Genomic DNA, 13,348 nt, shown 5'->3' with positions numbered 1-13,348 from the left:
AGATCGTCGCATCGTCGAGACCAACCTGCCGGATCGTAACTCGGCGTTCTCGGCGCCGGACGAGGCCTCGCAGGCCATCGCCGGTCACATTCTGGAATTCCTCGGCCACGAGGTGAAGAAGGGCCGGCTGCCGCCGAACCTGCTGCCGCTGCAATCCGGCGTCGGCAACGTCGCCAACGCGGTGATGGCCGGGCTCGAGGATGGGCCGTTCGAAAATCTCACCGCCTACACCGAGGTCCTGCAGGACGGCATGCTGCAGCTGCTGCGCAAGGGCAAGCTGACCCATGCGTCGGCAACCGCGCTGTCGCTGTCGCCAGAAGGTTACGACGAATTTCTCCGCAATCTCGATTTCTACCGCGAACGCATCGTGCTGCGGCCGCAGGAGATCTCCAATCATCCGGAGGTCATCCGCCGCCTCGGCGTCATCGCCATGAACGGGCTGATCGAGGCCGACATCTACGGCAACGTCAATTCGACCCACATCATGGGCACCAGCATCATGAACGGCATCGGCGGCTCGGGCGATTTCGCCCGCAACAGCTTCCTGTCGTTCTTCATGACGCCGTCGGCCGCCAAGGGCGGCAAGATCTCCTGCATCGTGCCGATGGCGTCGCATGTCGACCACACCGAGCACGACGTTCAGGTCATCGTCACCGAGCAGGGGCTCGCCGATTTGCGCGGCCTGTCGCCCAAGCAGCGCGCCAAGGTGATCATCGAGAATTGCGCGCACCCGACGTTCCGGCCGGCGCTGAAGGAATACTACAAGCGCGCGCTGGAATACTCGCCCGGCCTCCACACCCCGCACATCCTCGACGAGGCCCTGACCTTCCTACCGAACTGGATGGCCAACAAGGCCGCCCGCGAAGCGTGGCGCGAGGATAATGTCGTGCAGGCCGACGTGTGGCGGTGACCGGCGTTCGGCTGCCTTGCTACTTGTAACGACGTCATCCTGAGGCGCGAGCGAAGCGAGCCTCGAAGGATGTGCGACCAGCACCACGCCTGCGGCCCATCCTTCGAGGCCGCCGCTACGCGGCGGCGCCTCAGGATGACGCTTACTTCGTGGTGAAGGACTACGGCTTCACTCCGCCGCCTGCAGCCGAGCGGCTTTCTTCCGCGGCGCGATCCAGAATGCATCCGGGCGTTCGAACAGGAAGCGGGCACCGGTTTTCAGCGCCAGCCACCAGATCGCCAGTGCGCCGACAACGCCGGCGATGTTGACCAGGATGGCGATCACGCCGAGGTCAAGGAACGGCGTGAACTTCAGCAGCAGGACGCGGCTGGTCGCCATCGGCAGGAAGAACGCCAGATAGATCACGATCGAATGCTCGCCGCAAAACCGCAGGCCGTCGAGCCAGCGCTTTTCGGCCAGCATCGTGCCGATGGTGATGATCGCGCACGCACCCGAAAGACCGAGCGCGAGCGACACCAGCGGCAGATCGGCCCAGCCGAGATGCACCAGCCCGGCGTCGATTACCGCCCACAGCGCGAGGCCGCCGAGCGCCAGCGGAATATTGGCCCGTGCCGCATCCGACAGCGCGAAGACGCGGCGCGCGAACAGATAGCCGGTGTAGAAATAGAAAAAACGCGCGCAGAATTCGTCGGGCACCATCCAGCCGGCGTTGACGTGCAGCGTTTCCAGCAGTGCCGCGATGCCCCAGATCAGTAGTGGTGGTACGCCCCGCGTCAGCTTGGTGACGACGAAGAAGATCGGCAGCAGGTAGATGAACCACAGCGTGCCGAACGGATCGATAAACGACAGCGCATACAGCTTGGCGACGCCGCCCCAGCCGATCTCGGTCGCGAACGACGGCGCTTTGAACAGAAACTGGATGGTCATCCAGAGGACGTAGAAATACGCGAAGTGCACGACCTTGCGGTCGAGATAAGTCCGCCAGTCGCGATCGATCACCACGGCCAGAAACAGGCCGGAGATCAGGAAGAAATCCGGCATGCGGAACGGCCGCGCGAACTCGACCACATAGTGCATGAAACTGGTCTGGCCGGCGGCGGCTTCGACGCCGAGCACCGAGTGCATCATCACCACCATGACGATGCAGATGCCCTTGGCATAGTCGACCCAGTCGACGCGGCGGCCATGCATGCGGACGGGAGGTGTGCCGTCGAGGGTCATCATCGTTCCTGTGTGGACCGCGCCGGTCCTATCATCGGACGGATCGGTTGCCCGAGTGTTGCGTCGATCAAGCAATGTGCCGGATTACCTCAAGTTCGCGCCGTCCGGCGTTTTGCTGCTCGGTATGGTTTCTGTTAACCATCCGCGCCCTGTTATCGAGCCGCCCGTGACCCGTTCCTTCGACACACAGCTTCCGATCGACGACGCTCTCGGCCCGCTCACCGGCGCATTGGAAGCGAGCACCACGGCTGTGCTGGTGGCGCCGCCGGGTGCCGGCAAGACCACGCGGGTGCCGCTGGCGCTGCTCGATGCGCCGTGGCTCCAAGGCCGCAAGATCATCGTGCTGGAGCCGCGCCGCATCGCGGCGCGTGCCTCGGCCGAGCGCATGGCCAAGACGCTGGGTGAGCGGGCGGGCGAAACTGTCGGCTACCGGGTCCGGTTCGGCTCCAAAGTATCGCGCGCCACCCGGATCGAGGTCGTGACCGAAGGCATCTTCACCCGGCAGATCCTCGACGATCCGGAGCTGGCCGGCGTCGGCGCCGTGCTGTTCGACGAGTTTCACGAGCGCTCGCTCGATGCCGATCTCGGCCTCGCACTGGCGCGCGACGCCCAGCAGGGGCTGCGCGAAGATCTGCGCATCCTGGTGATGTCGGCGACGATCGACGGCGCCCGCGTCGCGCGATTGCTCGGCGATGCGCCGGTGGTCGAAAGCCTCGGCCGCGCCTTTCCGGTCGAGACCCGCTATCTCGGCCGCCGCAGCGATGCGCCGCTGGAGCGGCAGATGGCCGAGGCGATCGCGTCGGCGCTACGCAGCGATGCCGGCTCGGTGCTGGCGTTTCTGCCCGGCGCCGCCGAAATCCGCCGCACCGAGATCATGCTGCGCGAACGCGTGCAGGACCCGGCGATCGAGATCGTGCCGCTGTTCGGCGCGCTCGACGCCGCCGTCCAGGACCGCGCCATCCAGCCGGCGCCGAAGGGCCAGCGCAAGGTCGTGCTGGCGACCTCGATTGCCGAGACCTCCCTGACCATCGAGGGCGTGCGCATCGTGGTCGATTGCGGCCTCGCCCGCGTGCCGCGCTACGAGCCGGATCTGGGCCTGACGCGGCTGGAGACCGTGCGGGCCTCGCGCGCCGCAGTTGACCAGCGCCGCGGCCGCGCCGGCCGCATCGAGCCCGGCGTCTGCTATCGGCTGTGGGACGAGCCGCAGACTGCGTCGTTGCCGGCCTATACGCAACCGGAAATCCTCTCCGCCGACCTGTCGTCGCTGCTGCTCGATCTCGCCCAATGGGGCGTGAGCGATCCGGCGTCGCTGGCCTTCCTCGATTCGCCGCCGCAGCCGGCGCTGAAGGAAGCCCGCGAATTGCTGCGCGAACTCGGCGCGCTCGATGCCGACGGACGCATCACCGACGAAGGCCGCGCGCTCCGCGCCATGGCGCTGCCGCCGCGGCTGGCACGGATGATCGTCGATGCGGCGCGCTCCGATCACGCCGACGAAGCGGCCGAGATCGCCGCGATCCTGACCGAGCGCGGGCTGGGCGGCGACAGCGCTGATCTCGATCATCGCCGCGACAATTTCCGCCGCGATCGTACGCAACGCGCGACAAGTGCGCGGCAGATGGCACAGCGCTGGGCCGAGCAGGCTTCTTCATCGCGAGGCACCGCGGTTGCTTCCGCCCCAAAAGGTGGAGGGGTGCTTAGCTCCGGCGTCCTGCTTGCCTTCGCGTTTCCCGATCGCATCGCCAAGAACCGCGGCAATGGATCATTCGTGCTGGCGAATGGCCGCGGCGCCAATGTCGAGCAGACGTCGTCGCTCGCGCGCGTGTCCTATCTGGCCGTCGGCGAACTCACCGGCACCGCTGCGGCCGGCCGCATCCTGCTGGCGGCGCCGCTCACGCTGGCGGAGATCGAACAGCATTTCGGCGATCAGATCACCGATGCGGACGAGGTGAGTTTCGACCGCTCGGCGATGGCGCTGCGGGCACGGCGGCGTCGCGCGCTGCATGCCATCACGTTGTCCGAAGCGCCGCTGGCGCTGACGCCGTCGGAGAAGACTGCGCGCGTGCTTGCCGACGGCTTGATTGCGGCCGGACTCGATCGGCTGCCGTGGTCGAAGCAGCTCCAGCAATGGCGCGGTCGGGTGATGTTCTTGCGTAAGGCTGAAGGCGAGGCGCCGCAGAATTCCTGGCCCGATCTGTCCGACGCCGCGCTCGCCGAGCAGCGCGAGCAGTGGCTGGTGCCGGCACTGTTCGACAAGACGGGCCTCAAGGATGTCTCGGCTGGCGATCTGTCCGACGCACTGATGAATCTGTTGCCGTGGGAGCTGCGGATGAGGCTCGACCGCGAAGCGCCGACGCATTTCGAAGCGCCGACGGGGTCCAGGCTGCCGATCGATTACGAAGCCGAGCAAGGCCCGACCATCGCGGTCCGGTTGCAGGAACTGTTCGGCCTCACCGTCCATCCGTCGGTCGCCGGCGGCGCCGTGGCGCTGGTGCTGGAGCTGCTGTCGCCGGCTCAGCGACCCGTGCAAGTGACGCGCGACCTGCCGGGATTCTGGCGCGGCTCTTACGCCGGCGTGCGGGCCGATCTGCGCGGCCGCTATCCGCGTCACCCCTGGCCCGAGGATCCGGCCGCCGCCGACCCGACCCGTCGTGCCAAACCGCGCGGCACGTGAGGCCGCGTTAATCCTTCGCTCACCGTTTTGGCCAAAATTGCCGGCTCGGTCGGACGCGCTGATCGCGTCCAAAGCCGGCGCGTGATTCAATCACGCAGCAGCCGATGTTGTGAGTTGTGTCATGCGTAGCCTCATGATTTTTGCCGGTGTGATGATCGTGCTCGGCACGACGATGGCCCAGGTCGCCGACCGCTGGATGCACGCGCCGCTGCCGGTGGCGCACGCCGCCACCATCGAGGGCACCACCGGCATGTCCAATGCCACCATCCGCAGCGTCAGCATTCCGCGCGATGCGCGTGGGCATTTCCAGACCGACGGCCGCATCGATGGCCAGCGCATCGGCTTCATGGTCGATACCGGCGCCTCCGTGGTCGCGCTCAACGAAAGCACCGCGGCGCGGTTCGGCGTCCGGCCGCAGCGCGCCGACTACACCTCCACGGTGACCACCGCCAACGGAACCGTGAAGGCGGCGAGGACGCGGATCGCAATGCTCGACGTCGGCGGACTGATCGTGCGCGACGTCGACGCGATGGTGCTGCCCGACACTGCGCTGTCGGAAAATCTGCTCGGCCTGTCGTATCTGTCGAAGCTGAAACGCTTCGAATACAGCAACGGCCAGATGGTCCTCGAGCAGTAACTCGCGGCGTCTGAACAGACGTTCAGCAAACTTCGTCGAAGTTCCTCGGAACATGAATCACTCCGGCGTGTTCTCACTCCGCTTTTGATAGGAGAGATCATCATGAAGCTTCGTTTTGCTCTGGCCGCGATCGCGGTTGCCGCTGTTTCGCTGCCGACGCTCGCCTCGGCTGAAACCACTGTGATCAAGAAGGTGTATCGCGACGGCCCGCGCGCCGAAATGCGGATGCATCGCGGCTGGGAGCGTCATCATCGCCATGCCGACCGCGTGGTGATCATCAAGAAGCGCCATCACCACTGGCACTAACAAGTCTGCACGGTAGATCGATGGGCGGTTCGGCAACGAGCCGCCCATTCTCTTCTCTATGAGCGACTATTCTGGACGTCGCGTTCTGGTCAACATATCCTTTGCGGCCAATAGGCCGCCGCCTGCAATCAGTAGCGCGGCGAGTACCAGCGTCGCCGTCGGCGCCGCATAACCGGCGACGACGAGGAAGCCAGTCGACAGCAGCGGCGTCGCGTAAGAGGCGGCACCGAGCACGCGAATGTCGCCGCGCTTCATGCCGATGTCCCATGCATAGAACGCCGCACCCACCGGGCCGATGCCGAGTGCGATGATCGCCAGCCATTGCACTGCGCCCTGCGGCGCGACCGTGGTTTCGATCGCCAGATGAACGGCCGCCGCGAGCAACGCGGTGACGAAGCAAAACCCGGCAACCGCATCGGTAGGGACCGCTTTCAATCGACGCGACATCACCGAATAGCTGGCCCAGACGAAGGCTGCGATGAAGGCAGCGAGCAGCCCTGGCAGATGTTCGCGGTGAAGCGCGGCGCCGTTGCCGGCAAGTAGCACGACTGTGCCGATGAGGCCGAGCAGCGCACCGACGACATGATGCAGCCGCAGCTTCTCTCCCGGCAGCAGCGACGAGAACAGCACGATCAGCAACGGCCAAAGATAATTCAGCAGCCCGGCCTCGGCCGGCGGTGCCAGCCGCAGCGCCACGAAATACAGTGCGTGATAGCCGAACAGCCCGCCGACGCCGACCGCCCACACCAGCGGCGGTTGACGAAGTGCCGCGATCGCACCCGGCCGCGCAATCCAGCCGACGGCCGCGGCCAGCGCACCGATCGCGAATGTCGTGGCGGCGAGCTGAAACGGCGGGATGCTGCCGGTGGCGACGGTCATCACCGCCAGCAGCGACCACATCAGGATCGCCGACAGCCCGATCAGCGTGGCGGTGCGCGGCGTCATGACGCCGCCGCCGCGAGGCCGCGGCTCAGGCCATGTACTGGCCGCCGTTGATGGTCAACGTCGAGCCGGTGATGTAACCGGCATCGTCGCCGGCGAGGAACAGCACCGCGCGCGCGATCTCCGCGGCTTCGCCGAGGCGATTGCAGGGAATCAGCGGCAGGATGGCCTTCTCCAGCACGTCCTTCGGCACGGCCTGCACCATCTCGGTGTTGATGTAGCCCGGGCAGATGACGTTCACCGTGATGCCGCCGCGAGCGTTCTCCAGCGCCAATGCTTTGGTGAAGCCTATGTCGCCGGCCTTCGCGGCCGAGTAATTGACCTGACCGAACTGGCCCTTTTGGCCGTTGATCGACGAGATGTTGACGACGCGGCCGAATTTGCGCGTGCGCATGCCCTCGATGACCTGGCGGGTCATGTTGAACAGCGATCCCAAATTGGTGTTGATCACCGCGGTCCATTGCTCGAGCGTCATCTTGTGGAAGGCGCCGTCGCGGGTGATGCCGGCGTTGTTGATCAGAATATCGACGGGTCCGAGATCGGCTTCGACCTGCTTGACGCCGGCCGCGCAGGCCTCGAACGAACTCACGTCCCATTTGTATACTGGAATACCAGTCTCTGCCTTAAATTTTTCAGCAGCAGCGTCGTTGCCGGCGTAGTTCGCCGCAACGCTGTAGCCCGCGTCTTTCAACGCTTTGCTGATCGCCGCTCCGATCCCTCGCGTTCCCCCGGTTACCAACGCCACGCGCGCCATTCCAAAATCCTCCCGAACTCTTCTTCTCTAGATTCGAATTGTGTCGCTTCAAATAATGTCCGGCATGAGATCAACATCAAGCAAAAACGCCCGGCAATGTGCCGGGCGTTTGAACATTCGATTCTGCAGCGCAAACTAACTGCGCGGCTTTGCGCCGCGCCGTTGCATCAATCGCGGGCAACACACAGTGCGATGCCCATGCCGCCGCCGATGCACAGCGTCGCGAGGCCCTTCTTGGCATCGCGCTTCTGCATCTCGTGCAGCAGCGTCACCAGCACGCGCGCGCCCGATGCGCCGATCGGATGACCGATCGCAATGGCGCCGCCATTGACGTTCACTTTCGCCGGATCCCAACCGAGGTCCTTGTTGACCGCGCAGGCCTGCGCGGCGAAAGCCTCGTTGGCCTCGATCAAATCGAGATCGCCGATCGACCAGCCGGCCTTCTTCAGCGCCGCGCGCGACGCCGGGATTGGGCCGGTGCCCATGATCTTCGGATCGACGCCGGCGTGCGCCCAGGAGACGATGCGCGCCAGCGGCGTCTTGCCTTCCTTTTCGGCCTGGCTCGCCTTCATCAGCACTACCGCGGCGGCGCCGTCATTGATGCCCGAGGCGTTGGCGGCGGTAACGGTGCCGTCCTTTTCGAACGCCGGCTTGAGCTTGGCCATCGCCTCGATCGTGGCGCCGTGACGCGGATACTCGTCGGTGTCGACGACAATGTCGCCCTTGCGCGACTTGATCGTCACCGGGACGATCTCGTCCTTGAACCTGCCGGCCTTCTGCGCAGCCTCGGCCTTCTGTTGCGAAGCCACGGCGAATTCGTCCTGCTGATCGCGCGTGATCTGGTACTGCTTGGCGACGTTCTCGGCGGTGTTGCCCATGTGGTAACCGTTGAAGGCGTCCCACAGCCCGTCCTTGATCATGGTGTCGACGAATTCGAGCGACCCCATCTTGACGCCGCCGCGCAGATATTGCGCATGCGGAGCCATGCTCATCGATTCCTGGCCGCCGGCCACCACGATATCGGAGTCGCCGTTCATCAGCGCCTGATAGCCGAGCGCGACCGAGCGCAGCCCCGAGCCGCACAGCTGATTGACGCCCCAGGCCGGGCTTTCGACCGGAATGCCGGCATGGATCGAGGCTTGGCGCGCCGGGTTCTGGCCCTGGGCCGCAGTGAGGATCTGGCCCATGATCACTTCGGAAACGCGGGCGGGGTCGATACCGCCGCGCTCGAGCGCGGCCTTGATGGCGACCGCGCCGAGATCGTGCGCCGGCATGGTGGCAAAGGCGCCGTTGAAGCTTCCGACAGCGGTGCGGGCAGCGCTGACGATGACGACATCGTCCGACATGGACATCTCCTGGGCTCGAGGGTTGGTTTTCTTGGACGGCAGTGGATGGCCGGTTGCGGGCGGGAAATCATGGACCGGGCCGGCTGCTCTTTCAGTCACCTTATCCTGTGAAGGCGATGGCGGCGTGTCAATCCGGCTCCAGCCGTCAAAGCACCGCTCCTGCCCATAAAGTCATTCGCGCGACCGCGATCAAGGCATTCGGACTGCCGCGCGATTAACCTTGGCGCACAAAACGGTAGCCGAAGCGCATTGGAAGTGCTTACTTTATCGTGTCTAGCCCGCTGCGGGAGGCGGCGGGTTCCTTCTCCTCCGTGGGTGTGGGTGATATGGCGAAATCTGACCAACCGACCACGATTAAAAAATACGCGAACCGGCGACTCTACAACACCGGCACCAGTACTTACGTGACGCTCGAAGACTTGGCCTCGATGGTCAAGGACGGCGAGGACTTCCTGGTTTACGACGCCAAGACCGGCGACGACATCACCCGCTCGGTGCTGGCCCAGATCATCTTCGAACAGGAGAACAAGGCCGGCCAGAATCTGCTGCCGACCACCTTTCTGCGCCAGCTGATCCGTTTCTACGGTGACAGCATGCAGATGGTCGTGCCGAAATATCTCGAGCAGTCGATCGACTCGCTCACCCGCGAGCAGGAGAAATTCCGCAAGCAGATGACATCGACCTTGAGCATGACGCCGTTTGCGCCGCTCGAGGAGACGGTCCGCCGCAACATGGAATTGTTTCAGCAGACCTTCAACATGTTCGTGCCGCGCAAGCCGAGCCCCTCGACCGATGCGCCCGAACCGCCGGCCGAACCCGACAATATCGACGACCTGCGCCGTCAGATGAAGGACATGCAGGAGCGGCTGGAGCGACTGTCGACGGAGCCGAAGAAGGACGAGTAACGACGAGCGCCGGCTTCCAACATCGCGAGATCTTCAAACGGCCGGGCTCGTCCCGGCCGTTTTCGTCAGCGGCCCGCCTGCACCACGGCGGCGTCCGGCTCCGCGAGTTCACTCCGTGGCCACGGCCTTTGTTGCGAGGCGAGCCCCGTCAGCCTGCCCTGGATGTAGTCACAGCCCCAGCCGGCCAGCAGCGTGGCTGATTCCTCATCCTGCACCCACTCGGCGACCGTTTTGATCCCGAGACGCCGCGCCAAATCGATCAACGTCTGGACGAAGGCGCGGTCGTCGGCCGAGCGGGCGACGTTCTGGACGAAGGCGCCGTCGATTTTTACGATATCCACGCCGAGATTGCGCAGGTTGCGGAAAGACGTGTAGCCGGCGCCGAAATCGTCGATCGCGATTCTGGCGCCAAAGTTTTTCAGCCGGGTGGCGAAGCCGCGGACTTCGTCGATATCCTGGATCGCCACCGTCTCGGTGATCTCGACGATCAGCCGCTGCGCGACGCCAGGATGCGCCAGCATCAGCGATTCGATGCCCGTCCACCAATCGGCATCCATGGTGGTATCGGGCGAGATGTTGAGGCTCAGCGTGATGTCGGGCGCGGCGGCGAGCTCTGCTACCACCAGCTCCAGCACGCGATGATCGACCAGCCGGATCAGACCGAGCCGCTCCGCGACCGGGACGATGTCGGGTGCGAGCAGCACCTGTCCGTCTTCCTGGCGCATCCGCACCAGGCATTCGTGAAACGCCGTCGCGCGACTCTGGGCGTCCACCACCGGCTCGTAGGCCAGCACGATGCGACGCTCGTTGAGCGCGGTGACGATCTCGTCGGTGACGCGGATGTTGACGCGGCGCTGAGCGTCGCGCTCGACATTCGGCTTCCACATCGAGAACGTGCCGCACCGTCGGTGCTTGGCCGAAGCCAGTGCCTCCTGCGCACGGTTGATTGCGTCGTCCGCCGAGCGGGCGTGGCGCGGCGCCGCGACGGCGCCGATCGACGCGGTGACCGACACCGGCCCCGATTTCGTCGGCACGATTTCGTCGCGGATCGTAGCAAGGAAGCGTTCGGCCGCCACATGGGCGTCCTCGACGGTGCAGTTCTTCAGCACCAGGCCGAACTTGTTGCCCGAGAACCGGCCGAGCTGGTCGCCGCCGCGAAGCCGCATGCGAATCCGGCTGGCGATGGCCGAGATCACCTGATCGGCGACGTCGAAGCCGAACGAGTCGTTCACGCGGGAGAGGTGATCGATGCCGACCAGCATGAACACCGCGCTGTTGCGAAAGCGCGATGCCTCTTCGATCGCCTCGGCCAAGGCCGCGATCAGATGCGTGCGGTTGAGCTCGCCGGTCAGCGGATCGTGGCGCGACAGCCGGACGAGTTGCTCGTCGCGGGCGTGACGCTCGTTGTCGATGCGGACGATGCCCTCGACGCGGGCCGGCCGGCCATCCGGGCCGGCGAACCAGATTCCGGTTTCCTCGATCCAGCTCATCTGCGCCGAGGTCGAAGCCCGCACCCCGTATTCGATCCGGTACGGGACGCAGTTCGGGCCGGCCGCCGCAGCGGTGTTCAGCAGGGCATCGTTGCGCAGGCTTCGCGACGGTTCGAGCAGCATCGAATAGGCGGCGCCAGTCGCCAGACGATCGGCCGGGATGTCCTGGAACAGTTCCGTCACCGGCCCGGCCCAGTCCATCGCATCGCTGGAGAGGTCCCAGACGAATGCTGTCTGGCCCAGCCGCGACAGGATCGCAGACGGATCGGGGCGCTGTGTCGCAGCGGTCGCCGGCGCCGATCCGGCGAGCGGCAATGCTGTCTCGTTTTGGGGCGCGGTCAGGTGATTCTCCTGTCCGACTCTAGGTCGCCGGTGGCCGCGAACGCTACGGAAAGAACATAAACAATTTGGAAACCAAACCTAGCTGGCCCTAGGAACGGTACGAGGGTCTTCGGCATAGACTTTGCGATGGTCACTACAGGATGCATTCGGCGCCTCAAAGTGAAGCAGGTCGAAGACGATGACAGACCTCTGGATCGACGACGGCAATCATAATCCGGAGCAAGAGCACGCCGATCCGGCGCTGCCACCGCCATGCCTCGAAGCCGAGGTCGAAAGCGAGACCGCCGAGGCCGAGCCGTTGCGTACCCGCTACACCGACCGTCCGATCAGACCGTCGTCGAATTTCGTCGCCCAACTGATGGCCATCGACGGCGGCTACCCGCAGACCCGAGATCACGATCGTGCCGAGCCGGATCTCGCCAGCGCCGCCTATCGAAGCACGGCCTATCGTCCGGTCCGCGGTTTTGCGGCCCGTCCGCTGCGGTCTTCTTGAAGAATTAGCGCGAAGCGCCGGCCGAAGCGTCCTGCCCGGGCTGCAATCCCGGCGACTGGATGCGCGGCGAAACTTCGATCGCCGGCGCCACCGGCTGCGGCCGGTCGAGCAACACGGCCTCGGCGATCGAAGCCGCTGACGCCGAGGGCGACACTGGTGTTTCGGCAGCCGTCGTGGTGGCCGGCACCGGTTCGGCCGCGGCCACCGGCGCCTCGGCGACGGCGGCAGGCTTCGGATCGGGCTGCGGTGGGGCGTCCTTGCTTCTGCTGCGTCGCAGCGGCGCGCGCTGCTGACGATTGCGCAGCGCGATTCCGGCCAGAAAATCGACCAGCGCCAGGATGGAGAGCAGGAACATGGTGGCGTTGCCGAACTGCGGCAGCATCACGAACTCGGCAACCGTGCCGGCGAACACCAGCAACGACAACAATTGGTCAGTGACGTATTTGCCGCCGGGGCGGCCGGCCTTGATGACTTCGAGCAGCAGCAGCAGCGCCGCAAGCGCCACCACCGCATCGCCGAGTGCGATGGACCAAAGTCTGCCCGACGGCAGCGCCAGGCTGGTCAACGCGACATCGAAGCCGAGGCCCGGCATCAGGAAGACGATGATGTTGCAGATCGCCAGCGGGATCAGCAGCAGCGGGAACCCCACAATCGACATCGGCGAAGCCTGTTGTTTAGAAAAACCAAGCAACAGCCGTCCGTCCGGACGACCGGCGGCAGCTCTCTAACGCAACAGTTGGCACGAATTCGGGCGAGTCGCGCAATGCGACAAAGGCGATGCGAAACGCCGAGTCGGCTGCCATCGCCTCGTCAAATCGGCGCGGACTGGCCGCGCCGATGAGTCCTAAGCGAGTGGCTTAGGCGTCCTTCTTCTTCAGAACCTGGCGGCCCTTGTACATCCCGGTCTTGAGGTCGAGATGATGCGGGCGGCGCAGTTCGCCGGAGTCCTTGTCCTCGGCGTAGGTCGGCTTCTTCAGGGCGTCGGCGGAGCGGCGCATGCCACGGCGCGACGGCGAAGTTTTTCTTCTCGGAACGGCCATATCGGATATCCTCGGCGGGAAGTCGAACGTCCAATCTGCACGCACGCAGCAGGACGGCCCGTCGCTCGCGCGCAGGCAAAATGCGTAAGGCCGGGCTTATAAAGGAAGCGCCGCGGTATTGCTAGGGCGGCAGGACCGAAAAATCGCTCACCGATGAGTCTCAGCCGCCCCGGCCCTCCCGCCAGCATTGCTGCAGTTCGGCTGAACGGGCCCGCGCCACATAGGTGGCGGCCAGCCGCCGAACCCCTGGCCCCGGCTTGCGGGCGCTACGGATCTTGGGATAGGCAGAAT

At 65.2% G+C, this 13,348-nt stretch carries 13 protein-coding genes and 1 pseudogene; 6 read left to right on the top strand and 8 right to left on the bottom strand.

All coding sequences use genetic code 11. From position 1 onward, the window contains the following. Positions 1–910: acetyl-CoA hydrolase/transferase C-terminal domain-containing protein (locus tag I5M_RS18790; protein WP_022722807.1), on the top strand; the 910-nt coding region annotated here is incomplete at its 5' end. A 168-nt stretch (positions 911–1,078) separates the two neighbouring features. Here I5M_RS18790 and I5M_RS18785 read toward each other — a convergent pair. Next, complete coding sequence (locus I5M_RS18785) at positions 1,079–2,131, bottom strand: acyltransferase family protein (RefSeq protein WP_031337000.1); 1,053 nt, start codon at positions 2,129–2,131, stop codon at positions 1,079–1,081. 166 nt (positions 2,132–2,297) lie between these two features. On the opposite strand from I5M_RS18785, the gene hrpB reads away from it, so the two are divergent. The 3 genes from hrpB (at position 2,298) to I5M_RS18770 (ending at position 5,745) form a co-directional block, all read left to right on the top strand. Beyond that, positions 2,298–4,802, top strand: coding sequence for an ATP-dependent helicase HrpB (hrpB, locus tag I5M_RS18780; protein ID WP_031336999.1), 2,505 nt, complete (start codon positions 2,298–2,300; stop codon positions 4,800–4,802). 121 nt (positions 4,803–4,923) lie between these two features. Then, entirely contained in the window at positions 4,924–5,439 is a 516-nt protein-coding gene (locus tag I5M_RS18775) for a TIGR02281 family clan AA aspartic protease (protein ID WP_022722804.1), read from the top strand. A 102-nt stretch (positions 5,440–5,541) separates the two neighbouring features. Continuing rightward, the gene (locus tag I5M_RS18770) at positions 5,542–5,745 is read left to right on the top strand and encodes a hypothetical protein (protein WP_307706657.1); all 204 of its coding nucleotides are present in this window, start codon (positions 5,542–5,544) and stop codon (positions 5,743–5,745) included. Positions 5,746–5,811: 66 nt separating this feature from the next. Here the strand turns inward: I5M_RS18770 and I5M_RS18765 are convergent, their stop codons facing one another. The 3 genes from I5M_RS18765 to I5M_RS18755 all read right to left on the bottom strand — a co-directional run bounded on the left by I5M_RS18765 (position 5,812) and on the right by I5M_RS18755 (position 8,787). Further along, complete coding sequence (locus tag I5M_RS18765; RefSeq protein ID WP_022722802.1) at positions 5,812–6,690, bottom strand: DMT family transporter; 879 nt, start codon at positions 6,688–6,690, stop codon at positions 5,812–5,814. Positions 6,691–6,715: 25 nt separating this feature from the next. Further along, positions 6,716–7,441 carry an acetoacetyl-CoA reductase gene (phbB, locus tag I5M_RS18760; protein ID WP_022722801.1) on the bottom strand — a complete coding sequence of 242 codons (726 nt, stop codon included), beginning with the start codon at positions 7,439–7,441 and terminating at the stop codon, positions 6,716–6,718. 167 nt (positions 7,442–7,608) lie between these two features. Then, complete coding sequence (locus tag I5M_RS18755; RefSeq protein ID WP_031336995.1) at positions 7,609–8,787, bottom strand: acetyl-CoA C-acetyltransferase; 1,179 nt, start codon at positions 8,785–8,787, stop codon at positions 7,609–7,611. 326 nt (positions 8,788–9,113) lie between these two features. Here I5M_RS18755 and phaR point away from each other — a divergent pair, with 326 nt between their 5' ends. Next, positions 9,114–9,692 carry a polyhydroxyalkanoate synthesis repressor PhaR gene (gene phaR / locus I5M_RS18750; protein WP_022722799.1) on the top strand — a complete coding sequence of 193 codons (579 nt, stop codon included), beginning with the start codon at positions 9,114–9,116 and terminating at the stop codon, positions 9,690–9,692. Positions 9,693–9,757: 65 nt separating this feature from the next. On the opposite strand, the gene I5M_RS18745 is transcribed toward phaR, so the two are convergent. After that, entirely contained in the window at positions 9,758–11,497 is a 1,740-nt protein-coding gene (locus tag I5M_RS18745; RefSeq protein WP_022722798.1) for a bifunctional diguanylate cyclase/phosphodiesterase, read from the bottom strand. Positions 11,498–11,702: 205 nt separating this feature from the next. On the opposite strand from I5M_RS18745, the gene I5M_RS33795 reads away from it, so the two are divergent. After that, positions 11,703–12,017: a hypothetical protein gene (locus tag I5M_RS33795; RefSeq protein WP_022722797.1), complete on the top strand. Its 315-nt coding sequence runs from the start codon at positions 11,703–11,705 to the stop codon at positions 12,015–12,017. A gap of 4 nt (positions 12,018–12,021) precedes the next feature. On the opposite strand, the gene I5M_RS18735 is transcribed toward I5M_RS33795, so the two are convergent. The 3 genes and pseudogenes from I5M_RS18735 to I5M_RS32360 all read right to left on the bottom strand — a co-directional run. Further along, complete coding sequence (locus tag I5M_RS18735; protein WP_022722796.1) at positions 12,022–12,675, bottom strand: hypothetical protein; 654 nt, start codon at positions 12,673–12,675, stop codon at positions 12,022–12,024. 199 nt (positions 12,676–12,874) lie between these two features. Next, positions 12,875–13,057: a 50S ribosomal protein L32 gene (rpmF, locus tag I5M_RS18730; RefSeq protein WP_022722795.1), complete on the bottom strand. Its 183-nt coding sequence runs from the start codon at positions 13,055–13,057 to the stop codon at positions 12,875–12,877. A gap of 160 nt (positions 13,058–13,217) precedes the next feature. Then, positions 13,218–13,348: pseudogene (locus tag I5M_RS32360) on the bottom strand (monofunctional biosynthetic peptidoglycan transglycosylase); the annotation flags it as partial.

Origin of the sequence: Rhodopseudomonas sp. B29 (assembly GCF_000333455.1) — a bacterium.
Classification (GTDB): domain Bacteria; phylum Pseudomonadota; class Alphaproteobacteria; order Rhizobiales; family Xanthobacteraceae; genus Rhodopseudomonas.
This window is presented reverse-complemented; position numbering and strand designations above follow the sequence as displayed.

Excerpts from the sequence above, each read along its gene's own strand:
- I5M_RS18785 (WP_031337000.1), bottom strand. The coding sequence starts at position 2,131 with ATGACCCTCGACGGCACACCTCCCGTCCGCATGCATGGCCGCCGCGTC.
- I5M_RS18775 (WP_022722804.1), top strand. The coding sequence starts at position 4,924 with ATGCGTAGCCTCATGATTTTTGCCGGTGTGATGATCGTGCTCGGCACG.
- I5M_RS18765 (WP_022722802.1), bottom strand. The coding sequence starts at position 6,690 with ATGACGCCGCGCACCGCCACGCTGATCGGGCTGTCGGCGATCCTGATG.
- I5M_RS18755 (WP_031336995.1), bottom strand. The coding sequence starts at position 8,787 with ATGTCGGACGATGTCGTCATCGTCAGCGCTGCCCGCACCGCTGTCGGA.
- phaR (WP_022722799.1), top strand. The coding sequence starts at position 9,114 with ATGGCGAAATCTGACCAACCGACCACGATTAAAAAATACGCGAACCGG.
- I5M_RS18735 (WP_022722796.1), bottom strand. The coding sequence starts at position 12,675 with ATGTCGATTGTGGGGTTCCCGCTGCTGCTGATCCCGCTGGCGATCTGC.
- rpmF (WP_022722795.1), bottom strand. The coding sequence starts at position 13,057 with ATGGCCGTTCCGAGAAGAAAAACTTCGCCGTCGCGCCGTGGCATGCGC.
- I5M_RS33795 (WP_022722797.1), top strand. The coding sequence starts at position 11,703 with ATGACAGACCTCTGGATCGACGACGGCAATCATAATCCGGAGCAAGAG.
- phbB (WP_022722801.1), bottom strand. The coding sequence starts at position 7,441 with ATGGCGCGCGTGGCGTTGGTAACCGGGGGAACGCGAGGGATCGGAGCG.
- I5M_RS18770 (WP_307706657.1), top strand. The coding sequence starts at position 5,542 with ATGAAGCTTCGTTTTGCTCTGGCCGCGATCGCGGTTGCCGCTGTTTCG.